The organism is Streptomyces sp. SID14515, assembly GCF_010548505.1.
In the GTDB taxonomy this organism is placed as follows: domain Bacteria; phylum Actinomycetota; class Actinomycetes; order Streptomycetales; family Streptomycetaceae; genus Streptomyces; species Streptomyces caviscabies.
The window spans coordinates 96,474-118,843 of sequence record NZ_JAAGMH010000079.1; the positions used below are offsets into that span (position 1 = coordinate 96,474).

Below are 22,370 nucleotides of genomic sequence, written 5' to 3' on the forward strand. Positions count from 1 at the left end.
GTGACGGCCCTTGTCGACGGCCCTGCTCGGGGCCGCCGCCGTCACGGCGATGCGGTTCGTACATCCGGTGGGTCGCCGATGGTCGGCCCGACCGAGAAAGACGCGGTCTCATGAACACATCCAGCATCACGGCCCTGCCGGGCATCGAGCTGAAGAGCCCCGGTGCCGGGCTGATCACGCTGGACCCGGTCCGCACCGCTCTGCTGCGGGGGCTGGACGATCTGCTGACCGGTCTGGCCGCCCGGCTCTCCGCCCCCGAGGTCGTGGGGCCGCCCCTGCTGTCCGTCGACGGACTGGCACGGCTGGACTTCTTCCGCAACTTCCCCCATCTCGGCGTGTCCGCAGGGCGGTTCGGCCCGGACGCGCTCGACGGACTGGCCGCCGGCGGCTCGCCCCAGGACCTTCCGCTGCAGCCGACCGGCCATGTGCTGCCGTCCGCCACCTGCTACGGCCTGCTGCTCTCCCTGGAGGGCGAGGACGTCGGCGAGGACGGGCTGCGGCTCTCGGCGGTCGGCCGCTGCTTCCGCAACGAGACCCACTACGACGGCCTGCGCCGCCTCTGGGGGTTCCACATGCGTGAGGTGATCTACCTCGGCACCAAGGACGGAGCCACCGAACACCAGGAACGCGGCGGCGAGTTCGTCCAGGAGGTGGCCGGGCGGCTCGGTCTGACCCTGACCCGGGCGGCGGCCGACGACCCGTTCTACGACAACGGGGGATCGCGGGCCCGCCTGATGGCGCTGGACCCGGTGAAGTACGAGTACAGCGCCCCCGACGGCACGGCCATCGCCTCCGTCAACCGGCACCGCAACTTCTTCGGCGAGCGGCTCGGCATCCGCGCCGGGTCGCACGGTCCTGCCTACAGCTCCTGCGTCGCCTTCGGCGTCGAACGCTGGGTGCACGCGATGATCCTCGCCCACGGCACCGCCGAGCAGGCCCTGGAGCGGCTCCGCGCAGCCGGCTCCTGACCCCCGGCGGCCACCGGAACCTTCGAGAACAGAGAACAGAGACAAGAGGAGCGATTTCTCCCATGGAACGCGTCGTAGCGTGGCTCAACGAGAAGAATCCCGGCCTCGACGGCCCGATCGGCGTCGACGAGGACCTCATCGAGGCCCGCCTCATCGACTCGATGGACTTCCTGGAGTTCATCGACCTCCTGGAGGAGATCTCCGGCGACAGCATCGATCTGCAGGAAGTCACCATCGACGACTTCCGCACCCTCGCCCGCGTCAAGGAGCGCTTCCTGGGCTCCGTCGGCCTCGCCGAGGCACCGGCCGGGTGAGCACGGACCGGGTGAGCACGGGCCGGTGGTGACCCGCCTCCCGCCGCCGTACGGGAAGGGCGCGGCCACCGTCGCGCTGGTCGCCACCACCGCCGAGGTGCTGGCCTGCCCGGAGCTGGACGAGGACATGCTCGCCCCGTGGGAGCGGCACCGGCTCGCGGGCATCCGGGTGCCCGCCCGGCGCGACGATGTCGTGGCGGCCCGGCTGCTGCTGCGGCTGTGCGCCTCCCGGGCCACCGGGCGGCCGCCCCACGAGGTGGAGCCCGCCCAGCGCTGCCCCGGGTGCGGGAAGAGCGGGCACGGCCGGCCGTATCTGCCGGACCATCCCGGCCTGGGCGCCAGTCTCAGTCACGCCGACGGGCTGGCCGCCGCGGCGGTCGGGCCGGGCCCGGTCGGTATCGACGTGGAGCCCCTGACGCGGCGGCCGGGGCCCCTGCCCGTACTGCGGCGGCTGCTGCCGGCGGACGAGGTGGACGCCGCCGGCGCCGGGCCGGACCCCGGACCGGCGCTGCTGAGGTTGTGGGTCCGGCGGGAGGCGCTGTTCAAGGCCGGGCGGGACGATGTCCGGCTGACCGAGTGGACGGACCACCGCCGTGCGGCCGTGGTGGCGCTCGCGGGCGCCCGGCCTTCGACGAAGCACCCCGCCGACGGGCTCCCCGGGCGGCCCGACGCCGCGCCGCTCGGACCCGCCGCGCCGCTCGGACCCGCTCCGCCGCTCAGCCCCGATCCGGCTCCGGCTTCGCCTCCGCCGTCAGGTCGATGAGGCGGCAGACCGTCTCGATGTCGATCTTCACCTGGGCGATCGAGGCCCGCCCCGACAGCCAGGTGATCAGCGCCGAGTGCCAGGTGTGCTCGATGACCCGGACCGCCGAGAGCTGCTCCGGGGTCGGGTGCTCCAGGCTCATCGAGTCCAGGATGATCGCCGTGGTGAGCCGGGAGACGGTGTCCACCTCGGGGCTCACGCTGCGGTCCGCGAAGGTGAGGGCGCGGACCATGGCGTCCGCGAGGTGCGGTTCGCGTTGCAGCGCGCGGAAGGCGCGCATCAGCGTCTCGGCCACCCGCTGGGCCGCATCGTCGCCGGCCGGCGGGCGCTTGCGGAGCGTGGTGTGCATGTGCTGGAGCTGGTCCTGCATGGTCGCGACCAGCAGATGGATCTTGGACGGGAAGTAGCGGTAGAGGGTGCCCAGCGCGACCCCGGCGGCCTCGGCCACCTCCCGCATCTGCACCGCCTCGAACCCGCCCCGGCTGGCCAGCTGGGCGCTGGCGTGCAGGATGCGGCGGCGACGGGCCTCCTGGCGTTCGGTCAGCGGAGGCGCTGCCGGTCTGGCGTCCGCGGTCATGCTGTCCCCGATCCACGATCCGTGATCCATGGCTTGATCCCGCACCCGGACGGACGAAGCGGCCCGGCCGGGCGCGCACAGCATGCCAGGGCGTCCGTCGTGGCGCGAATCACCCGATCCGGCCGTTCCGCCGACGCTACCTGCCGGTAGATTCGATGCACGTCGAACGATCAAGTCTGCAACTTGTTCTATCAAGTCTGAAACTTGTTCTAGATTAGCGCGACCGGTTACGCTCCGGCGAACACGCAGTCAGAAGGGGGCCGAGTGTGACCGCTGAGGCCATAGAGACAGGCCCCCGCACGGGCGACGGCAGCTCCGCCGGGACCGGCGACCGGCCGTTGCGCATCGCACTCCTCACATACAAGGGCAATCCGTTCTGCGGCGGGCAGGGCGTGTACGTCCGCCACCTCGGCCGGGAGCTCGCCCGCCTCGGCCACAGCGTCGAGGTCATCGGCGCACAGCCCTATCCGGTGCTCGACGAGGGCGTTCCGCTCACCGAGCTGCCCAGCCTCGACCTCTACCGCCAGCCCGACCCGTTCCGTACGCCGAAGCGCGGCGAGTACCGCGACTGGATCGACCTGGCCGAGGTCGCCACCATGTGGACCGGCGGCTTCCCCGAGCCGCTCACCTTCAGCCTCCGCGCCCGCCGCCACCTGCTGGCCCGGCGCGGCGAGTTCGACGTCGTCCACGACAACCAGACCCTCGGGTACGGGCTCCTCGGCGAGCTCGGGGCCCCGCTGGTGACGACGATCCACCACCCCATCACCGTGGACCGCAGGCTCGACCTCGAAGCCGCGACCAGCCGCCGCCGACGCGCCTCCGTACGCCGCTGGTACGCCTTCACCCGGATGCAGAAGCGGGTCGCCCGCAAGCTGGACACCGTCCTCACCGTCTCCGGCTCCTCCCGCGACGAGATCGTCGAGGACCTCGGCGTACGCGCGGACCGGATCAGCGTCGTCCACATCGGCGCCGACACCGACCTGTGGTCGCCCGACCCCTCCGTCGCCGAGGTGCCCGGCCGCATCGTCACCACCTCCAGCGCCGACGTCCCGCTCAAGGGCCTCGTCCACCTCGTCGACGCGCTCGCCAAGCTCCGTACCGAGAACCCCACCGCCCACCTCGTCGTCGTCGGCAAGCGCGCCGAGGACGGGCCGGTCGCCCGCGCGATCGAGCGGCACGGGCTCGCGGACGCCGTCGAGTTCGTCAAGGGCATCAGCGACGCCGAGCTTGTCGACCTCGTGCGCAGTGCCCAGGTCTCCTGCGTGCCCTCGCTGTACGAGGGGTTCTCGCTGCCCGCCGCCGAGGCCATGGCCACCGGCACCCCGCTGGTCGCCACCACCGGCGGCGCGATCCCCGAGGTCTCCGGCCGCGACGGGGAGACCTGCCTCGCCGTCCCGCCCGGCGACGCGGACGCGCTGGCCGGGGCGCTGGCCCGGCTGCTGGGCGATGCGGAGCTGCGCGCCCGGCTCGGCGCGGCGGGCCGCGCGCGGGTGCTGGCCAACTTCACCTGGGCCAGGGCGGCCGCCGGAACGGCCGAGCTGTACCGTCAGGCGATCACCGCCCGCGGAGTCCGCAGGTGACCGCGCGCCCCCGGGCGACCGCGGACCCGATCGTCGCAACCCGTACCTCCGACCTCGAAGGCAGGCCCTCGTGCTGACCGTCGACTTCACCCGCTTCCCGCTCGCCGCAGGCGACCGAGTGCTCGACCTGGGCTGCGGTGCCGGCCGGCATGCCTTCGAGTGTTACCGGCGCGGTGCGCAGGTCGTCGCCCTCGACCAGAACGGCGAGGAGATCCGCGAGGTCGCCAAGTGGTTCGCCGCGATGAAGGAGGCCGGTGAGGCCCCCGAGGGCGCCACCGCCACCGCGATGGAGGGCGACGCCCTCAACCTGCCCTTCCCCGACGACTCCTTCGACGTCGTGATCATCTCCGAGGTCATGGAGCACATCCCGGACGACAAGGGCGTCCTCGCCGAGATGGTCCGGGTCCTCAAGCCGGGCGGCCGGATCGCCATCACCGTCCCGCGCTACGGCCCCGAGAAGATCTGCTGGACCCTCTCCGACGCGTACCACGAGGTCGAGGGCGGCCATATCCGCATCTACAAGGCCGACCAGCTCCTCGCCCGGATCCGCGAGGCCGGACTCAAGCCGTACGGCACCCACCACGCCCACGCCCTGCACTCGCCGTACTGGTGGCTGAAGTGCGCCTTCGGCGTGGACAACGACCAGGCGCTGCCGGTGCGCGCCTACCACAAGCTGCTGGTCTGGGACATCATGAAGAAGCCGCTCGCGACCCGGGTCGCCGAGCAGCTCCTCAACCCGGTCGTCGGCAAGAGCTTCGTCGCCTACGCCACCAAGCCGCACCTTCCGAAGGCCGAGGCGTGAGCACTCCCGAACAGACCGAACACCTTGTCCTGCCCGGTGTTCTGACGGCACGTCAGGCTGCCGAGACGGTCGCCGCCCTGCTCGCCGTACAGCGGGAGGACGGGGCGCTGCCGTGGTTCCGGGGCCACCACCTCGACCCGTGGGACCACACCGAGACCGCGATGGCGCTCGACGCGGCCGGCGAGCACGAGGCCGCCGCCCGCGCCTACGACTGGCTCGCCCGCAACCAGAACGCCGACGGCTCCTGGTACGCGGCCTACCACGACGGCGACCCGCAGCGGCCGACCGACCGGGGACTGGAGAGCAACTTCTGCGCGTACGTGGCCGTCGGCGTCTGGCACCACTACCTCGCCACCGGCGACGACGCGTTCGTCGACCGGATGTGGCCCACGGTCTTCGCGGCCGTCGAGTTCGTCCTCGGGCTCCAGCGGCCCGGCGGGCAGATCGGCTGGAAGAGGGAGCCCGACGGCACGCCGGTGAACGACGCGCTGCTGACCGGCTCCTCCTCGATCCACCAGGCGCTGCGCTGTGCGCTGGCCATCGCCGAGCGCCGCGAGGAGCCGCAGCCCGACTGGGAGTTGGCGACCGGGGCGCTGGCCCACGCGATCCGCAGCCACCCCGAGCGCTTCCTCGACAAGAGCCGCTACTCGATGGACTGGTACTACCCGGTCCTCGGCGGCGCGGTCACCGGGGCCGAGGCCACCGCCCGCATCCAGGAGGGCTGGGACCGCTTCGTGGTGCCCGGCCTCGGGGTGCGCTGCGTGCTGCCCAACCCCTGGGTGACCGGTGGCGAGAGCTGCGAACTCGCCCTGGCTCTCTGGGTCATGGGGGAGTCGGACCGGGCGCTGGAGATCCTCCAGTCCGTCCAGCACCTGCGCGCCGAGGGCGGGCTGTACTGGACGGGGTACGTCTTCGAGGGCAACAGGGCCTTCTGGCCCGAGGAGCTCACCACCTGGACGGCGGGCTCCCTGCTGCTGGCGGTGGCCGCGCTCGGAGGCGACGAGGCGACCACCGCGGTCTTCGCGGGCGAGCGGCTGCCGGTCGGCCTGGAGCCGGACTGCTGCCGCTGAACACGCCCTGAGGCGGAGCCGGTTCAGCCGCGGCGGAGCCGGCCCGCCACCGCGTGCCCGATGAAGAGGTAGACCACGGCCGCCAGACCGTAACCGGCGACGACCCGCGCCCACGCCTTGTCGAAGGTGAACAGGTCGTACGACCAGCCGGCCAGCCAGCGGGCCGCGTCGTGCACCCACTGCACGAAGTCGTTGCCGCGGTTGGCGTCCAGCAGGTACATCAGGATCCAGAGAATGATGATGAAGGCCAGGATGTCGGCCACGACGGCGATGACACGAGCCGCTGAACTGCTTCCTGAACGGGTTCTGGGAGACATGGAACTCTGGTTGCCGCTTTACGCAGGGTGAAACCCGGACGGCCCGCACCGGGTGGCGATCGGTGCGAGAACGGGCGAGGCTGATCCGGAGTGCCGAGGTCCGTCACTCGCTGTGACGTGCCCGGGTTGGCCCGTTTCAGTCCGGTCAGGAGGCCCGCCGTGTCCCGTTCCGTACCGCTCCGCCGTACCCTGGCCGCGCTGCTGCTGTCCTGCGCCCTCCTGGCGGGCGCCACCGCGTGCGGCGACTCCGGAGACAGCGCGGGCGGCAACACGGCGAGCGCGTCGGCGGCGGCCGACTCCGGCGCCAGCCCTTCGGCGTCCGCCGAGAAGCAGCGGCTCGCCAAGACCCGGTTTGTCGCCAACGCGGGGCTCGCGGCGGGCGCGACGTATCAGTGGATCGTGAAGCCGTACCGCGCCGGGACGTTCAAGAAGGGCGCGGAGGGGCGGCGTCTCGCCCTCGTGAAGGCGGGCCTGGCGGGCGGGTTCGCCTACAACCGGCTCCGGGCCGCGGCGGAGAACGCCAAGGGCGACCCGCTGCTGTCGAAGGCCGTCGCCCCGCTCACCGCCGGAATCGAGTCGCTCAAGGGGCTGGGGACGAAGCTCCGCAAGGGCGAGGCGGGCGAAGGTGACGTGGGCGCGTTCGAGAGCGTCATCGACAGCATCAAGAACGCCGGCCAGGACGCGGGCGCCGAGGTGAAGGACAAGGTTCCCTCCACCTCCCAGCTGACGGGATAGCGGCGGCGCGAAGATCCGGGCGGCCCTTCGCTCTTGGTCGTGAGCGCGTTCCTTCCTTTCCTGCGCACTGGCGGCCGCCGCCGTCACCGGAATCGTCCTGGTGGGCGCACCGTTCGCCGGAGCCGAGCCCGGAGCCCCGGCCGACGAGCTGCCGCCGGTGGCCGTGGAGGACTTCGCCTACCCGGACGCGGACAGGATCTTCGCCGAGCAGGGCATCCTCCTCAAGCGCGGAGACGGGCACATCCTGCTCGCGGACTGCGCGTCCGCCACCGGGCTGGTCGAGATCTTCTCGCGCGAGAAGGGCAGCTTCCGCTTCCGGGTCACCGGCGACAGCGGCTTCCTCTCGCTCGAACTCCCGCAGGTCTACGGGGTCAAGAGCAACGACTACAAGCTGCGGGTCGACATGGAGGCAGAGGGCGAGGAGACCTCCTTCGACGTCCCGAAGAACACCTGGACGCCGGTCGGCGAGACCGCCGACCCCGAGAACCGCGACCACACGCTTCTCGAGATCCACGCCACCAAGTAGAGCGCGGTCCGTCCTGCCGCGACCAGCAAGGAACCCTTGTGTCCCCGATGCCCTCCCGCCGTGTGCGGGGCACAGCTCTGTTCGCGGTGGTCGCCGCGGCCGGGGCGATGACCCTCTCCTCTCCCGCCCAGGCCGTCACCCGTGACGGCGGCGCGATCTGCAAGGGCGACGCGGGCGGACCCGCCCTGCGCGAGCAGAACGGCACGGTCCTGCTCGCCGCCGTCCACAGCCTCCTGGGCCACCCAGGTCCGCGGACTGCCCGGGGAGTCCCAGGTCGCCTCCGGCGACTTCACCGGCGACGGCCGGGACGACATCGCCGTCCTCTACAACCGCGGCACCACGGAGGCGGGCGTGCACCAGTCCGCGCTCTTCACCTTCGCGAGCAACGGCACGGACTTCGCCGCGCCCGCGAGGTGTGGACCAGCACCGGAACCGGAGTCAGGGCGCCGGTGAAGCACTGGACCGGCAGCGTCGTCTGACCGGCCGGACGCACAGGGCGGGCCGGACCGGCCGGACCGCCCCCTGACCGGCGGAAATCCGGGTGATCCACCCGGGTTCCGCCGGTTAGGGTGCGCCGCATGACGACTCTCTCCCACGACCGTTACTGCGACGAGATCCTGGCCCAGACCGACGCCCTGCGCGCGGTGCTGACCGGCGCCGACCTCACCGCGACCGTCCCCACCTGCCCCGACTGGACCCTGCGGGAGCTCGCCGTGCACGTCGGCGGCGCGCACCGCTGGGTCGGCGAGATCGTCCGCAACCGCGCCGCCGAGGAGGTCCCGGAGGACAAGGTGCCCGGTTTCGCGGGGCCGGAGAGCGAGGACCCGGCCGCGCTCGACGCCTGGCTCGCCGAAGGCGCCGCCGCCACCGCGGCGGCGCTGCGGGAAGCCGGGCCGGACGCCGAGGTGTGGACGTGGGTGACCGAACAGCGGACGGCCTTCTGGGCGCGGCGCATGACACACGAGACGGCGGTGCACCGGGCGGACGCGGCGCTCGCCGCCCGCGCCCCGTACGCCGTCGACGCCGAGGTGGCCGCCGACACCATCGAGGAGTGGCTGGGCATCGTCTCGCTGGCCCAGGAGCAGGGCGACCCGGAGGCCGCCGAACTGCGCGGCGGCGGGCGCTCGTTGCATCTGCACGCCACCGATGTGCCCGGCGCGGAGTGGCTGATCGAGTTCGGCGAGGACCGCTTCACCTGGCGGCACGCGCACGAGAAGGCCACGGTCGCGCTGCGCGGCTCGCTCACCGATCTGATGCTCGTCTTCAACCGCCGCCTGGAGCCCACCAGTTCACGGGTAGAGGTGCTCGGCGACACGGCGTTGCTGGACTTCTGGCTGGACCGGTCCTCGTTCGGCTGAACGTCCCGCGCTATGCGTTGAGTTCCGCCAGGACCCGCAGGGTGTGCGGGTCCGGGGCGGTGACCAGCAGATCCGTCACCGGGCCCTTGCGCCACAGTTCCAGCCGCTCCGCGATGCGGGCGCGCGGCCCGATCAGCGAGATCTCGTCGGCGAACGCGTCGGGCACCGCCCGTACCGCCTCCTCCTTGCGGCCCTGGAGGAACAGCTCCTGGATCCGCCGGGCCTCCTCCTCGAACCCCATCCGGGCCATCAGGTCCGCGTGGAAGTTGCGGGCCGCGTGCCCCATCCCGCCGATGTAGAAGCCGAGCATCGCCTTCACCGGCCACAGCCCCTCGGCCACGTCGTCGCAGACGTGCGCGCGGGCCATCGGCGCGACCATGAAGCCGTCCCGGAGCCCGGCGAGCGAGGCCCCGTAGACGTCCCCGCGCAGCGGCGACCAGTGCAGCGGCAGCCAGCCGTCCGCGATCCGAACCGTCTGCGCGATGTTCTTCGGACCCTCCGCGCCCAGCAGGACCGGGAGCGAGGCGCGCAGCGGGTGCGTGATCGGCTTCAGCGGCTTGCCCAGACCGGTGGCGTCCGGGCCGGTGTACGGGTGGGAGTGGAAGCGGCCCGCCAGCTCGACCGGGGCCTGCCGCGCCAGCACCTGCCGGATCACCTCGACGTACTCGCGGGTCGCGGTCAACGGGCTCCTGGGGAACGGCCGCCCGTACCACCCCTCCACCACCTGCGGGCCGGACAGGCCGAGGCCGAGCAGCATCCGGCCGCCGGAGAGATGGTCCAGGGTCAGCGCATGCATGGCCGTCGCGGTGGGCGTACGGGCCGCCATCTGGACGATGCCGGTGCCCAGCCGGATCCGTGAGGTGTGGGCGGCGATCCAGGTCAGCGGCGTGAAGGCGTCCGAGCCCCAGGCCTCCGCCGTCCACACCGAGTCGTAGCCGAGCCGCTCGGCCTCCTGGACCAGGGCGAGCTGGCCGGGGTCCGGGCCGCGGCCCCAGTATCCGAGCGCGAGTCCGAGCCGCATTCCGTTCCCTCCAGCCGTAACTGACGAAGTGTCAGGTAAGGGTGTGCGGGTTGGACTGTACGACAACGGCCCCCCACCCGGAAGGGCGAGGGGCCGAGGCGTTGGGCGTACGGGATCAGCCGCGCTGGATGCCCGTGGTGTCCTGGAGGACGCCGCGACGGCCGTCCTGCGTCTGGGCGATGAGGCTCTGGCCGCGCTGCTCCACCGCGAGGTACCAGGTGCCCGGCGCCAGCTCGGCGATCGGGTTCGGCGAACCGTCCTCGCCGTACAGCGGACGCGCCACCGGAACGGCGAACCAGAACGGGGTGAAGTCGCCGGCCGGGGCCGCGCCACCCTGCGAAGGCTGCTGCGCCTGCGCCTGTGCCTGTGCCTGCGCCTGGTCGGCCGGGGCGGGCTGGCCCTGCTGGGGCGCGCCCGGGTAGCCGTAACCCTGGCTCGGCTGGGCGCCGTACGGCGGCTGCTGCGCGCCCGGGTAGCCGTAGCCCTGGCCGGGCTGCGCACCGAACTGGGGCTGTCCGCCCTGCGCCGGGGCGGCGGGGCTGAGCAGCGGGGCCTTGAGCGCGGGGACCAGCGGACCGGCGACCGTGGCGGCGGCGAGCACGAGGGCGGCCAGCAGGCCGAGGATCAGGCCGGCCCCGGCGTCGCTGACGTCGAGAATCGTCCAGAACACGGTCCACAGCGCGAAGACGGTCAGCGCCACACCGAACTGGCCGACGTCGAGCCCGGCGACCTTGCGGCCCGGCATGGCACGCCCGAGAATCACCAGCGCCGCACCGATGACACCGGCGAGGTAGATGCTCATCAGGAAGGTCAGGGAGTCCCAGGCGTTCGAGCTGAACCGGGAGCAGTCGACGCCCTGCGGGCAGCTGTAGCTGGAGAGGTCGAGGAAAGAGGCGATGAACAGCACGACCGCTGCTCCGATCACCACGCCGTCGCCTCGAGTGAGGGATCGGATATTCACGTGAAGGTCCTTAGTCGGTCGTCTCGTCGGGGCGGTCGTCGCTGCCGCCGGTAAGGCGGGTACGGCTTGAAGCTCGGGAGCGGCTCCCCATCGTACGGATGAATCTATCGTCTGCCCGGGCGGGTTGCGTCCCGGCCCGTATCGTGAGCTGTTATCCCCCCAATATCACCGCAGAACTACCCCTTCAGGTAGCTGGTAATGCCGTCGGCCAGTCCCTGGGCCGCCTTCTGCCGCCAACTCGCGCTGGTGAGCAGGGCGGCGTCCTTCGGATCACGCATATTGCCGCATTCGACGAACACCTTGGGCACGGTCGACAGATTCAGTCCGCCGAGATCATTACGGGTGTCCAGACCGGTTTTTCCGCCGATGTAATTGGAGGGCGCGCTTCCGGTCGTGCGGACGAAGTGTCCGGCGATCCGCGCGCCGAGATCCGCCGAACTCTTCACGATCTTCGAGGTGTCGGCCCCGCCGCCCCGCACCGCCGCGGGCAGGATCACATGGAAGCCCCGGTTGCCCACGGCCGATCCGTCGGCGTGCACCGAGACCACCGCGTCGGCCTTCGCCTCGTTCCCGATCCGGGCCCGCTCGTCGACGCACGGCCCGAACGGCCGGTCCTCGTCGTGCGTCAGCCGCACCCGGGCCCCCGCGGCCTCCAGCAGCGTGCGCAGCCGGTGGGACACGTCGAGGGTGAACCGGGCCTCCGCGTAACCGTCGTTCGTGGACGTACCGGTCGTATCGCACTCCTTGCGGCCGGTGCCGATGTCGACCTGCTCGTTGATCTCCCGGGTGTGATCGCGGTTACCCGGATTGTGTCCCGGGTCGATCACCACGGTCCGGCCGGTCAGCGGGCCCTTCGGCAGCGGTTTCGCGGAGGCGGATCCGGACGGCGTGGCCCCGGCGGATCCGGACGGTTCCGGCTGCTGGTCGCCCGGTGTCGCGGCCGGCGAGGACGCGCCGCCGGCGCCCGGCCGCGGCGCGGCCGCATCGGCCTCGTCGGCTTCCGGACCACCGCCGCATCCGGCGGCGGTCAGGCATACGGCGGCCAGCGCGGCGGCCACGGACAGGGGCCGGGCGCGGCGGGCGGTGGGAGGGCTGTCGTCGTACGGCACGCGGCGATGCTACCCACCCGGCTGTCCGGGCCGCTCAGATCCCGTCCCGGCCCGGCTGTCCGGACGGCTCAGATCCCGGGCCCCGTGCGGCGCAGCACACGCAGCGAGTCCGTCACCGACACCTCGGTGAACGCGCCGGAGGCCAGGGCGCGCCGATAGATCCGGTACGGGGCCTGCCCGCCGTCGGCCGGGTCCGGGAACACGTCGTGGATCACCAGCAGCCCGCCGTCGGCGACATGCGGGGCCCAGCCCTCGTAGTCGGCGGTCGCGTGCTCGTCGGTGTGCCCGCCGTCGATGAAGACGAGCCCGAGCGGCCCGCGCCAGACGGCGGCGACCTGCGGCGAGCGGCCGACGAGCGCCACCACGTGGTCCTCCAGACCGGCCCGGCGCAGGGTGCGGCGGAACGTCGGCAGGGTGTCCATCAGCCCGACCTCCGGGTCCACCACGCTCGGGTCGTGGTACTCCCAGCCGGGCTGCTGCTCCTCGCTGCCCCGGTGGTGGTCGACGGTGAGCGCGCTCACCCCGGCCGCCCGCGCCGCGTCCGCGAGCAGGATGGCGGAGCGCCCGCAGTACGTGCCCACCTCCAGCAGCGGCAGCCCGAGCGCACCGGCCCCGGTGGCCGCGGCGTACAGCGCGAGGCCCTCGTGCACCGGCATGAAGCCCTTGGCGGCCTCGAACGCGGCGAGGATCTCCGGTTCGGGCCCGGCAGAGAACGCGGCGGCGGTCACGGGGTTCCTCCAGGTGGTGCGGGGGGTGCGGAACGGCGCTTCATCGTGCCGTACGCCCCCGCCGAAGGGATCGGCGGGGGCGTACGTGGGGTGAGCCCGGGTCGGGGCGGCCCCCGGCGGAACTGTGCGCTCGGGTCAACAGCTCTGCCAGAGGCGGGTCATGACGCGGACGCCGAAGCGCAGGCCCTCCAGCGGGACGCGCTCGTCCACGCCGTGGAAGAGTCGGCCGTAGTCCAGGTCGTGCGGGAGCTTCAGGCCCTTGAAGCCGAAGCAGCGGATGCCCAGGTGGGTGAAGGCCTTGGCGTCGGTGCCACCCGGGTTGCAGTACGGGACCGGGTGGCCGTCCGGGTCCTCGGCGCGGACGGCGTCGCACATCGCGTCGACCAGCGGGCCGTCGAACGTCGTCTCCATCGCGATGTCGTGGTTGACCCACTCACGGCTGACGGAGGGGAGCAGGAGCCGGTCGATCGTGTCGATCAGTTCCTGCTCGTGACCGGGGAGGAAACGGCCGTCGACGCGGGCGGTGGCCTTCCCGGGGATGACGTTGGTCTGGTAGCCGGCGTTGAACATGGTGGGGTTCGCCGAGTTGCGGAGCACCACCTGCATGAAGTCCGCGACCGGGCCCAGCTCGGCGAGGCTCGACTCGATGTCGTTCTCGTCGAACTCGACGCCGTAGAGCCGGGCGGCCTCCTCCAGCAGGGCGCGGACCGGTTCGATCAGCCGGATCGGGAAGGTCTCGCGGCCGATCCGGGTGAGGGATTCGGCGAGGTCGGTGACCGCGTTCTCGTCGTTGGGCGACGAGCCGTGGCCGGCCCGGCCGTTCGCGGTGAGCTCCATCCAGGCCATGCCGCGCTGGGCGTTCTCGATCGGGTACAGCCGACGTGTGTCGTCGAGGGCGAAGGAGAAGCCGCCGCCCTCGCCGATCGCCTCGGTTACCCCGGAGAAGAGGTCCGGCCGGTGCTCGACCAGCCAGTGGGCGCCGAACTTTCCGCCCGCCTCCTCATCGGCGAGGAAGGCGAGCACCAGGTCGCGGGCCGGCTTCGTGCCGGTGCGGGCGAAGTGCCGGGCGGTGGCGAGCATGACCGCCACCGTGTCCTTCATGTCGATCGCGCCCCGGCCCCAGAGGTAGCCGTCGCGGATCTCGCCCGAGAACGGCGGCACCTGCCACTCGGAGGCGTCGGCGGGCACGACGTCCAGGTGGCCGTGGACCAGCAGGGCCCCGCGGTTGGGGTCGCCCCCGTCGCCACCGGCGATCCGGGCGATGACGCTGGCCCGGCCCGGGGCGGACTCGACCAGTTCGGAAGCGATGCCCACCTCGGCGAGGCGGTCCACCACCCAGTCGGCGGCGCCGCGCTCGTCGCTGGTCGGGTTGGAGGTGTCGAACCGGATCAGTTCGGCGCAGAGGTCCACGACCTCGCTCTGGGCCTGCTCGGAGGCGGGGGTGAGGGTCATGCTGCTCCTGCCGGAGTGGTCGCGCGGGCGGCGGGGGCGGGGCTGCTGCCGTCCTCGTCGTCCAGGGTGGAGGTGCCGTACGGCCTGACCCAGCCCAGCAGGCCGAGGACGCAGTACAGCAGGAAGGCGGTGGCCAGCGAGTTGAGGGCCGGTATGCCGCCGTCGTAGAACTTGCCGACGCAGAAGGCCACGATCCAGATGGCCAGGGACATCGGCACCCAGGTGGGCGAGGTCGCGGGCAGCGTCTCGTCCTCGCGGGTGTCGTCCAGCGGCTTGCGCATCCGCTTCACGACCCAGTACTCGGCGACGATGATCCCGCCGATCGGCGGGATCATCACGCCCAGCAGGGAGAGGAACTCCGTGAAGTGGGTCATGACGCCGACCGCGGACAGGAGCGTGCCGGCGATGCCGAGGACGACGGTGACCACGCCGCGGTGCAGCCGCTTGCGGAAGACGACCTGGAAGAAGTTGACGACGCCGAGCGAGGAGCCGTACAGGTTCCAGTCGTTGATCTTCGCGGTGGACATCAGGACCACCATCACACCGAAGGCGCCCGAGGTGGAGAGCACGATGTGGGAGACGTCGTTGGACTTCACCAGGTGGCCGAGCAGCACGCCGACCATGCCGACGATGTACTCGGAGAGGATCATCGAGGAGGCGCTCTGCACGAAGACGTGCGAGCCCTTCCTGTTGTAGCGGGTCATCTCCGGGGAGACGATCGCGCCGGTCATGTAACCGCCCGCGATGGCGGTGGCGGCGACGGCCAGCGGGATCGCCTCGCCGGGCGGCGGCGAGCTGATCAGCTCGCTGACCGAGTGGTCGTTCAGCGTCGTGATGATCGACCAGGCGACCATCCCGAAGAACAGCGGGGTGACGATCTTGGCGAACAGGGCCATGTACCGGAAGCCGAAGATCACCAGGGCGGTGATGGCGATGCCCGCGATCACGCACCACATCCAGGACGGTCCGCCGACCAGCGCCGAGACGCTGTTGCCGAAGATCGTGTTCTGGACGCCGAACCAGCCGACCAGGCTGACCGCGATGACGAAGCTGACCAGCGCCGAACCGTTGCGGCCGAAGCCCGTCCAGCGGGTGAGCATCGGGGTCGCCAGACCCTCGCGCATACCGGCCAGACCGATCGCGAAGATCACGATCTCCAGGATCACCGCGCCGAGCGTGAAGGCGAGGAAGGCGTCCCCGAAGGTCATGCCGACGCCGATGGTGGCGCCCAGGGTGAACTGGGAGATCGAGCCGGACTGGGCCAGCCACTGCAGGAGCATGGACCAGAAGCCGAAGCGCTTGTCGCGCGGAACCCGCGAGAGCGCGTAGTCGTCGCTGCCGATGCTCTTGGCTTCGGGGGCCGTGGCGCCGGCCCGGTGGGCGGATGCCATCAGGACTCCTGGGTGGTGCGGCCGAGGGTCTGCAGGTGAGCCAGCGACCCGTAGCGGTTGACGAGGTTGTCGAACTCCACCGCGTCGTGGAAGTCCAGAGTCCCGGCGCCGAAGGCCTTGGCGACCTCCACGGCGTAGCGGGCGGCGGACGCGATGTCGCTCTCGTGGCTCGCGCCCGTCTGGCAGCCCGGTACCGCGGCGGCCGAGGTGACCGCGAGACCGACGACCGGAGCGGCGGTCGCGGTGGCGGGCTGGAGGATCGAATTGATGTGGTGTGCACCGTTACCGTACGGCGTGATGTCCTGGGTGGTCACCGGGTATGTGACCAACGGCTCACCGGTCACCACGGCCAGCAGCTCGCCGAGCTGCTCGCCGACCCGGAGCACCCAGCCCTCCTTGACGGTGGGCGACAGGGCCAGGCCCTTGTGGTTGATGATCCGGTTGCCCTTGGTGGTGTCGATGGAGAGCACGGCCTCCATGTCGGCGGTCACCTCGTGCCGGTTCATCGTGGCGATGTCCACGGGCGAGCCCATGAACGGCACCGGGTCGTGCGGCTCGGTCGGCGCGTCCGGGCAGATGTGGGTGGCGACGACCACGTCGCCGGGCAGCACATCGCCGCGACGGCGCATGTCGAGCAGCTTGGCCGCCGTGGCGATGGCGGAGGCCGCGCCGTCGGCGTCGGAGACCAGACCGGTCACCTCGGGCCGGGCGCCGAGACCGCCGAGCCGGCCCACCACACCGAGGGTGCGGGCGCTGCCGCCCGACGTCCGGCCGCGGGAGCCGGGGATGCGGACGAGCACGAAGTCCGTCGAGCCCTGGTCACCCGTGACGGTGGTGACCTGTGCGGACGAGCCCTCGGCCCCCGCTGCGGCGTCGAGGTACTCGACGACCGTCTTGCCATTGACCTGGGGATCGTCCAGCAGCTCGACGATGTCCAGTACGTACTTCAACATGGGGGCTTTCTCCTGATCCTGACACCCGCCCGGCGCTCGACGGGGAGAGCGCGGGGCGGGGTGCTGAGGCAACATTCGGGATCGGATAGCGTTGAGCGCAACTGTTTCCCGTTATATGCAATTCCGGTCTGAATGGTGAGATGACGATGGCCGAATTCGATCTGGACCGGCGTACGCCCGCCGGGGCGCTGCAAACCGTCGACCGGGCACTCCTGGTCCTGCTCGCCTTCGAGCGCACCAGGCCCGACTGGGGCGTCACGGAGGTCGCCGAGGAGTTCGGCTGGGACACCTCGGTCGCCCAGCGGCTGCTCGCCACCCTGGCCGGCCGGGGCTTCCTGGTCTCCGATCCGGCCACCCGCCGCTACCGCATCGGCCCCGCCGTCCTGCGGCTCGGCCGGCTCTGGGAGCGCTCGGGCTCACTGGAGCTGCTGGCCGGTCCGGTCCTGGAGGAGCTGCGCCGGACCACGGGCGACACGGTCCTGTTCTGCCTTCCGGACAGCTTCCACATGCGCTGCGTGGCCGCCGAGGAGGGCGAGACCGGACCGCTGCGCTACTACCCGCTGGTCGGCGAGCTCTATCCGGCGCACGCGGGGGCGACCAGCAAGTCGTACTACGCCTATCTGCCCGACGAGCAGCGCCACCGGCTCTTCCGGGGCCGCCCCATGGCGCGCTTCACGGACCGCACCGTCACCGAACCGGACCTGCTGGAAAGGGAGTTCATCGAGATCCGGGCCCAGGGCTACGCCTGGACGGTCGGCGAGTACGACACCGGGATCGCCACCGTCGCCGTACCGGTGTTCCTGGGGCGCGAGCCGTACGGAAGCCTCAGCCTCGGCGGCGGGGTGGACCGGTTCCAGGGGGCGCCCGAGGACCGGCTCGACGCGCTGCGCCACGCGGCCCAGCTGCTGGAGCAGCGCCTCACCCACCCGCCGCAGCGGCCGAAGTCCCGCACCCGCAGGCCCCGCACCACCTGACCGACCCGCACCACCTGGCCGACCCGATCCACCCGACGTACCCGATCCACCCGACCTACCCGATCCGACCGACCTACCCGATCCGACCGACGCACCCGAGGAACCCCGTGAATCTGCTTCTGCTCTCCAACTCCACCCAGTACGGCCGCGGTTACCTGGAACACGCCCTGGACACCGTCACCGCGTTCCTTCCCGCGAACGCGCGACTCGCCTTCGTCCCGTACGCGCTCGCCGATCACACCGCGTACACCGCCCGGGTCCGCGAAGCCCTGGAGCCGTCCGGCGTCACCGTGCGCGGCGTCCACGAGAGCGCCGACCCGGTCGCCGAACTCGCCGCGTCCGACGCCGTGTTCATCGGCGGCGGCAACTCCTTCCGGCTGCTCGCCGCCCTCTGCCGCACCGGCCTGCGCGAGGCCGTGCGCGACGCGGTACGGGACGGGCTGCCCTACATGGGCGCGAGCGCGGGGACCAACATGGCCGCCCCGACCCTGCGCACGTCCAACGACATGCCCATCGTGCAGCCGCCGTCCTTCGAGACGCTGGGCCTGGTCCCGTTCCAGATCAACCCGCACTATCTCGACCCGGACCCGGCCAGCACCCACAAGGGCGAGACCCGCGAGGAGCGGCTCACCGAGTTCCTGGAGGAGAACGACGTACCCGTGCTCGGGCTGCGCGAGGGCTCCTGGCTCCGCGTCGACGGCGACCGGGCCCATGTCCGGGGCGCCCGCCCCGCCCGGCTGTTCTCCCGCGCGGCCGAGCCTCAGGAGCTCCTGCCGGGGTCCGACGTGTCCCGGCTGCTCACGACGGAGCCGCGGTTCGACGCTCCGGTGCGCTGACCGCGGTCCGTGCGTCGTCCGCGGCCGGCGCGTCGTCCGCGCTGCTCGCCAGGAGCACCGGGTGCGCGGAGGGCCGCTGCGCGGGCAGGAACGCCGCCAGCACCAGGCCGATCAGCACCGCGCCGGTGGCGATCAGGAACGAGATCCGGAACCCCTCCATCGACGGCACCTGGACCGAGCCCATCGTCACGGAGGTGTTGGCCAGCACCATGCCGATGACCGCGCTCGACACCGAGGTGCCGATCGAGCGCATCAGGGTGTTGAGGCCGTTGGCCGCGCCGGTCTCCGACGGGTCGACGGCCCCGATGATCAGGGCGGGCAGCGAGGAGTAGGCGAGGCCGATCCCGGCGCCGAGCACCACCGCGATCAGCACGGTCTGCCAGGCGGCGGAGAGCAGCCCGAGCCCGGCCCCGTAACCGACCGCGATGACCAGCATGCCGAGCATCAGCGTGGTCCTGGGGCCCCGGCGGGCCGAGATCCGGGCGTACAGCGGGGCGACGAACATCATCGTCACGCCCAGCGGGGCCACGCAGAGGCCGGCGACCACCATGGACTGCCCGAGGCCGTAACCGGTGGACGTGGGCAGCTGGAGCAGTTGCGGCAGGACCAGCGAGACCGCGTAGAAGGCGACCCCGACCATGATCGAGGCGAGGTTGGTGAGCAGCACCTCGCGGCGGGCGGTGGTGCGCAGATCGACGAGCGGCGCCGGGGTGCGGAGTTCGAACCGGCCCCACAGCAGCAGGGTGGCGACGGACGCGGCGAGCAGCCCGAGGGTCGGGGCCGAGGTCCAGCCCCAGTCGCCGCCCTTGGTGACCGGCAGGAGGAGCAGGACCAGGCCGAGCGAGAGCCCGAGGGCGCCGATGACATCGAAGGTGCCGGGGGCGCGCAGCGGCGGCTCGGGGACGAGCGTGTACGTGAGCACCATCGCGAGGACGCCGAGACCGGCCGAGCCGAGGAACAGCGCGTGCCAGTCGGCGTGCTGGGCGACCAGCGCGGCGGCGGGCAGCGCGAGGCCGCCGCCCACCCCGATCGAGGAGCTCATCAGGGCCATCGCCGAACCGAGCTTCTCGCGCGGCAGCTCGTCGCGCATGATGCCGATGCCGAGCGGGATGGCGCCCATCGCGAAGCCCTGGAGCGCACGGCCGGTGATCATCACGACCAGTTCGTCGGTGGACGCGCAGATCAGCGAGCCGACCACCATGACGGCGAGGGAGGCGAGCAGCATCCGCCGCTTGCCGTGGAGGTCGCCGAGCCGCCCCATGATCGGGGTCGAGACAGCGCCCGCGAGCAGGGTGGCGGTCATCACCCAGGTGGCATTGGCCGGGTCGGTGCTCAGCAGGACCGGCAGATCCTTGATGACCGGGACGAGCAGCGTCTGCATGACCGCGACGGTGATACCCGCGAAGGCGAGGACGGGCACGATCGGGCCGGAGCGCGCTTTTCGCGGCTCGGGGAGCTCCCCTGTGTGCCGTATCTGTTTCGTCCGTCGCATACGTGGGGCCTCCGGGCAGCGTCGATCACCCGGGCTCCCCCAAGTGTGTGCATGGTGAACGCTTTCCGGTGGCGGCCTATTCCGGCTGTTCCGGATCGGATCCGGCAACCTTCTGACTCCCCGTCAGGCCTTCCGCCGAAATGAAACGTGTTCTACTCTTGCGCCGTTCCAGTGGCTGCGACCGGCGAGGACTCGCATGGGCATCGGCACAGGTATCGGTACCGGCATCGGCATCACCGAGGAGCACCGCGCGCTGGCGCACTCCGTACGGGGGTGGCTGGCGCGCGCCGCACCACCCGGCGAGGTGCGCAAACTCCTCGACGCCGAAGGCCCGGCGGCCCCCGGCGTGCGCCCCGCCCACTGGGAGGCGCTCGCCGGGCAGGGGCTCACCGGCATCCATCTGCCCGAGGTGTACGGCGGTGGCGGCGGCGACCTCCTCGACCTCGCGGTGGTCCTGGAGGAGGCCGCGTACGGATCGCTGCCGGGGCCATACCTCGCGACCGCGCTGGTGGGCGCGGTGCTGCGGCGGGTGGTGAGCCCCGGTGCCGACGGCCTGCTCCGGGCCCTCGCCGCCGGCACCCTCACCGCCGCCCTCGCCCTCACCCCCGGCACCCTCACCGCCACCCCGGCCCCGGGCGGCCACCGGATCGACGGGACCGCCCCGCCCGTCCTGACCGCCGAGGCGGCCGACCTGCTGCTCCTGCCCGCCGCCGACCCGTCCGGCGGTGTGCTCTGGTTCCTCGTGGACGCCGCGGCCGACGGGCTCACCGTGCGCCCGCACCGCAGCGTCGACCCGACCCGGCCCACGGCCGAGGTGCGGGCCGACGCCGTCCACGTACCGGCCCACCGGATCCTGTCGCTCGACGCCACGCTCGTCCGCGACCTGGCCGCCGTCCTCCTCGCCGCCGACGCCTGCGGGACCGCCGCCCGCAGCCTGGACACCGCCGTCGCGCACGCCGCCGTACGTGAGCAGTTCGGGCGGCCCATCGGGGCGTTCCAGGCGGTCAAGCACCTCTGCGCCGACCTGCTCGTCCGCCTCGAACAGGCCCGCGCCCTCACCTGGGACGCGGCCCGCGCCGCCGACGAGGAACCCGAGGTGCGCGGGCTCACCGCGGCCCTCTCCGCCGCCGTGGCGCCGGAGGCCGCGTACACCTGCGCCAAGGACGCCATCCAGATCCTCGGCGGCATCGGCTTCACCTGGGAGCACGACGCCCACCTCCAGCTGCGCCGGGCCGTCCTCGCCCGCCAGCTCCTCGGCGCCGCCGACGCCCACCGGCTGCGCGCCGCCCGCCTCGCCGAGGCCGGAGCCCGCCGCGAACTCACCCTGGAACTCCCGCCCGAGGCCGCCCGCCACCGCGCCGAGGCCCGCCCCCACCTCGCCGCCGCCCGGGGCCTGGCGCCCCGCGAGGCCCGCCGCGCCCTCGCCGCCACCGGCTACGCCGCCCCGCACCTCCCCGCCCCGTACGGACTGGGCGCCGGACCCGTACAACAGCTCGCGATACAGCAGGAGTTGAGCGATCAGTCCATCCGGCTCAGCGACCTGTCCATCGCCACCTGGGTGGTGCCCTCGCTCATCGCGTACGGCACCGAGGAGCAGCGCGAGCGCTATCTGCCCCCCACCCTGCGCGGCGACCTCCAGTGGTGCCAGCTCTTCTCCGAACCCGAGGCCGGCTCCGACCTCGCCGCGCTCCGCACCCGCGCCGTACGGACCGACGAAGGGTGGCGCGTCACCGGGCAGAAGGTCTGGACGAGCGCCGCCCGCACCGCCGACCACGGCATCCTGCTCGCCCGCACCGACCCGGACGCGCCCAAGCACAAGGGCCTCACCTACTTCCTGGTCGACATGAAGCGGGCCCGGGGCATCGGCGTCCGCCCGCTGAAGGAGATCACCGGCGAGGCCCTCTTCAACGAGGTCCACTTCGACGACGTCCTGCTGCCCGCGGACGCCGTCGTCGGCGAGGTCGGCGGCGGCTGGCGGGTCGCCCGCAACACCCTGGGCAACGAACGCGTCCACATGGCCGACCAGATGACCTTCGACAGCGGACTGGAAGCGCTGATCGCGCGCTCGGCCGGGCTCGACGAACCGACAAGGGCACGGATCGGCGCGCTCGCCGCCGAGGCCCACGCGCTCGCCTGCGTCGGACTGCGCACCACGCTCCAGCAGGTCTCCGGCCGCGAGCCGGGCGCCGGAGCCTCGGTCCGCAAACTCGTCCAGACCCTCCACCAGCAGAAGGTCGCCGAGCTCACCCTCGAACTCCTCGGCCCGGACGGCGCGGTGGACGAACCGGCGGCGGGTGCACGGGCCCTCCACGGCTTCCTGATGTCCCGCTGCCTGACCATCGCGGGCGGCACCACCCAGATCCAGCTCAACGTCGTCGCCGAACGGATCCTCGGCCTGCCCCGGGACTGACCACAGAAGAGCGAGAGGACCAGAGGAGTCGGA

At 72.3% G+C, this 22,370-nt stretch carries 23 protein-coding genes; 13 read left to right on the forward strand and 10 right to left on the reverse strand.

Annotated elements, in window-relative coordinates; all coding sequences use genetic code 11:
• Positions 1 to 110: 110 nt before the first annotated feature.
• The 3 genes from G3I54_RS16360 to G3I54_RS16370 all read left to right on the forward strand — a co-directional run bounded on the left by G3I54_RS16360 (position 111) and on the right by G3I54_RS16370 (position 2,045).
• Complete coding sequence (locus G3I54_RS16360) at positions 111 to 968, forward strand: hypothetical protein (protein ID WP_164615406.1); 858 nt, start codon at positions 111 to 113, stop codon at positions 966 to 968.
• Positions 969 to 1,030: 62 nt separating this feature from the next.
• Positions 1,031 to 1,282 carry an acetyl xylan esterase gene (locus G3I54_RS16365; protein ID WP_103508320.1) on the forward strand — a complete coding sequence of 84 codons (252 nt, stop codon included), beginning with the start codon at positions 1,031 to 1,033 and terminating at the stop codon, positions 1,280 to 1,282.
• A gap of 28 nt (positions 1,283 to 1,310) precedes the next feature.
• Positions 1,311 to 2,045, forward strand: coding sequence for a 4'-phosphopantetheinyl transferase superfamily protein (locus G3I54_RS16370; RefSeq protein WP_343240350.1), 735 nt, complete (start codon positions 1,311 to 1,313; stop codon positions 2,043 to 2,045).
• On the opposite strand, the gene G3I54_RS16375 is transcribed toward G3I54_RS16370, so the two are convergent.
• Positions 1,999 to 2,622 (reverse strand): TetR family transcriptional regulator, encoded by a 624-nt coding sequence (locus G3I54_RS16375; RefSeq protein ID WP_164615563.1) that lies wholly within the window; start codon positions 2,620 to 2,622, stop codon positions 1,999 to 2,001. The genes G3I54_RS16370 and G3I54_RS16375 overlap by 47 nt on opposite strands.
• Before the next feature lie 266 nt (positions 2,623 to 2,888).
• On the opposite strand from G3I54_RS16375, the gene G3I54_RS16380 reads away from it, so the two are divergent.
• From G3I54_RS16380 to G3I54_RS16390, 3 genes are all read left to right on the forward strand, one after another.
• Positions 2,889 to 4,202 (forward strand): glycosyltransferase family 4 protein, encoded by a 1,314-nt coding sequence (locus G3I54_RS16380; RefSeq protein WP_164615408.1) that lies wholly within the window; start codon positions 2,889 to 2,891, stop codon positions 4,200 to 4,202.
• Between the two features lie 70 nt (positions 4,203 to 4,272).
• Positions 4,273 to 5,004: a class I SAM-dependent methyltransferase gene (locus G3I54_RS16385; RefSeq protein WP_030081035.1), complete on the forward strand. Its 732-nt coding sequence runs from the start codon at positions 4,273 to 4,275 to the stop codon at positions 5,002 to 5,004.
• A complete protein-coding gene (locus G3I54_RS16390; protein WP_164615409.1) occupies positions 5,001 to 6,074 on the forward strand; it encodes a prenyltransferase in 1,074 nt (357 codons plus the stop codon). Before G3I54_RS16385 ends, G3I54_RS16390 begins: the two co-directional genes overlap by 4 nt.
• Positions 6,075 to 6,097: 23 nt before the next feature.
• On the opposite strand, the gene G3I54_RS16395 is transcribed toward G3I54_RS16390, so the two are convergent.
• Entirely contained in the window at positions 6,098 to 6,391 is a 294-nt protein-coding gene (locus tag G3I54_RS16395) for a hypothetical protein (protein WP_164615411.1), read from the reverse strand.
• Between the two features lie 159 nt (positions 6,392 to 6,550).
• On the opposite strand from G3I54_RS16395, the gene G3I54_RS16400 reads away from it, so the two are divergent.
• From G3I54_RS16400 to G3I54_RS16415, 4 genes are all read left to right on the forward strand, one after another.
• The gene (locus tag G3I54_RS16400) at positions 6,551 to 7,126 is read left to right on the forward strand and encodes a hypothetical protein (protein WP_164615413.1); all 576 of its coding nucleotides are present in this window, start codon (positions 6,551 to 6,553) and stop codon (positions 7,124 to 7,126) included.
• 100 nt (positions 7,127 to 7,226) lie between these two features.
• The gene (locus G3I54_RS16405; protein WP_343240343.1) at positions 7,227 to 7,652 is read left to right on the forward strand and encodes a hypothetical protein; all 426 of its coding nucleotides are present in this window, start codon (positions 7,227 to 7,229) and stop codon (positions 7,650 to 7,652) included.
• Positions 7,653 to 7,793: 141 nt separating this feature from the next.
• The gene (locus G3I54_RS40145) at positions 7,794 to 8,105 is read left to right on the forward strand and encodes an FG-GAP repeat protein (RefSeq protein ID WP_164615415.1); all 312 of its coding nucleotides are present in this window, start codon (positions 7,794 to 7,796) and stop codon (positions 8,103 to 8,105) included.
• Positions 8,106 to 8,230: 125 nt separating this feature from the next.
• Positions 8,231 to 9,010 (forward strand): maleylpyruvate isomerase family mycothiol-dependent enzyme, encoded by a 780-nt coding sequence (locus G3I54_RS16415; RefSeq protein ID WP_164615417.1) that lies wholly within the window; start codon positions 8,231 to 8,233, stop codon positions 9,008 to 9,010.
• 10 nt (positions 9,011 to 9,020) lie between these two features.
• Here G3I54_RS16415 and G3I54_RS16420 read toward each other — a convergent pair whose 3' ends face one another.
• The 7 genes from G3I54_RS16420 to G3I54_RS16450 all read right to left on the reverse strand — a co-directional run bounded on the left by G3I54_RS16420 (position 9,021) and on the right by G3I54_RS16450 (position 16,625).
• A complete protein-coding gene (locus tag G3I54_RS16420) occupies positions 9,021 to 10,031 on the reverse strand; it encodes an LLM class F420-dependent oxidoreductase (RefSeq protein WP_164615419.1) in 1,011 nt (336 codons plus the stop codon).
• 115 nt (positions 10,032 to 10,146) lie between these two features.
• A complete protein-coding gene (locus tag G3I54_RS16425; protein WP_164615421.1) occupies positions 10,147 to 10,992 on the reverse strand; it encodes a hypothetical protein in 846 nt (281 codons plus the stop codon).
• Between the two features lie 176 nt (positions 10,993 to 11,168).
• Entirely contained in the window at positions 11,169 to 12,101 is a 933-nt protein-coding gene (locus G3I54_RS16430; RefSeq protein ID WP_164615423.1) for an N-acetylmuramoyl-L-alanine amidase, read from the reverse strand.
• 68 nt (positions 12,102 to 12,169) lie between these two features.
• The gene (locus tag G3I54_RS16435) at positions 12,170 to 12,829 is read right to left on the reverse strand and encodes a class I SAM-dependent methyltransferase (RefSeq protein ID WP_164615425.1); all 660 of its coding nucleotides are present in this window, start codon (positions 12,827 to 12,829) and stop codon (positions 12,170 to 12,172) included.
• A 135-nt stretch (positions 12,830 to 12,964) separates the two neighbouring features.
• Entirely contained in the window at positions 12,965 to 14,281 is a 1,317-nt protein-coding gene (locus G3I54_RS16440; protein ID WP_164615427.1) for a M20/M25/M40 family metallo-hydrolase, read from the reverse strand.
• Positions 14,278 to 15,672, reverse strand: coding sequence for a cytosine permease (locus tag G3I54_RS16445; RefSeq protein WP_164615429.1), 1,395 nt, complete (start codon positions 15,670 to 15,672; stop codon positions 14,278 to 14,280). The genes G3I54_RS16440 and G3I54_RS16445 overlap by 4 nt, the downstream gene beginning before the upstream one ends.
• Positions 15,672 to 16,625 carry a DUF1177 domain-containing protein gene (locus tag G3I54_RS16450; RefSeq protein WP_164615431.1) on the reverse strand — a complete coding sequence of 318 codons (954 nt, stop codon included), beginning with the start codon at positions 16,623 to 16,625 and terminating at the stop codon, positions 15,672 to 15,674. The genes G3I54_RS16445 and G3I54_RS16450 overlap by 1 nt, the downstream gene beginning before the upstream one ends.
• A 146-nt stretch (positions 16,626 to 16,771) precedes the next feature.
• Between G3I54_RS16450 and G3I54_RS16455 the strand changes: the two genes are divergently transcribed.
• Positions 16,772 to 17,599, forward strand: a complete 828-nt coding sequence (locus tag G3I54_RS16455; RefSeq protein WP_164615433.1) for an IclR family transcriptional regulator — start codon at positions 16,772 to 16,774, stop codon at positions 17,597 to 17,599.
• 107 nt (positions 17,600 to 17,706) lie between these two features.
• Positions 17,707 to 18,435, forward strand: coding sequence for a dipeptidase PepE (gene pepE, locus G3I54_RS16460; protein ID WP_164615435.1), 729 nt, complete (start codon positions 17,707 to 17,709; stop codon positions 18,433 to 18,435).
• Here pepE and G3I54_RS16465 read toward each other — a convergent pair.
• Positions 18,398 to 19,927 carry an MFS transporter gene (locus G3I54_RS16465; RefSeq protein ID WP_164615437.1) on the reverse strand — a complete coding sequence of 510 codons (1,530 nt, stop codon included), beginning with the start codon at positions 19,925 to 19,927 and terminating at the stop codon, positions 18,398 to 18,400. The genes pepE and G3I54_RS16465 overlap by 38 nt on opposite strands.
• 196 nt (positions 19,928 to 20,123) lie before the next feature.
• Between G3I54_RS16465 and G3I54_RS16470 the strand changes: the two genes are divergently transcribed.
• Positions 20,124 to 22,337, forward strand: coding sequence for an acyl-CoA dehydrogenase family protein (locus G3I54_RS16470; protein WP_164615439.1), 2,214 nt, complete (start codon positions 20,124 to 20,126; stop codon positions 22,335 to 22,337).
• Positions 22,338 to 22,370: the final 33 nt, after the last annotated feature.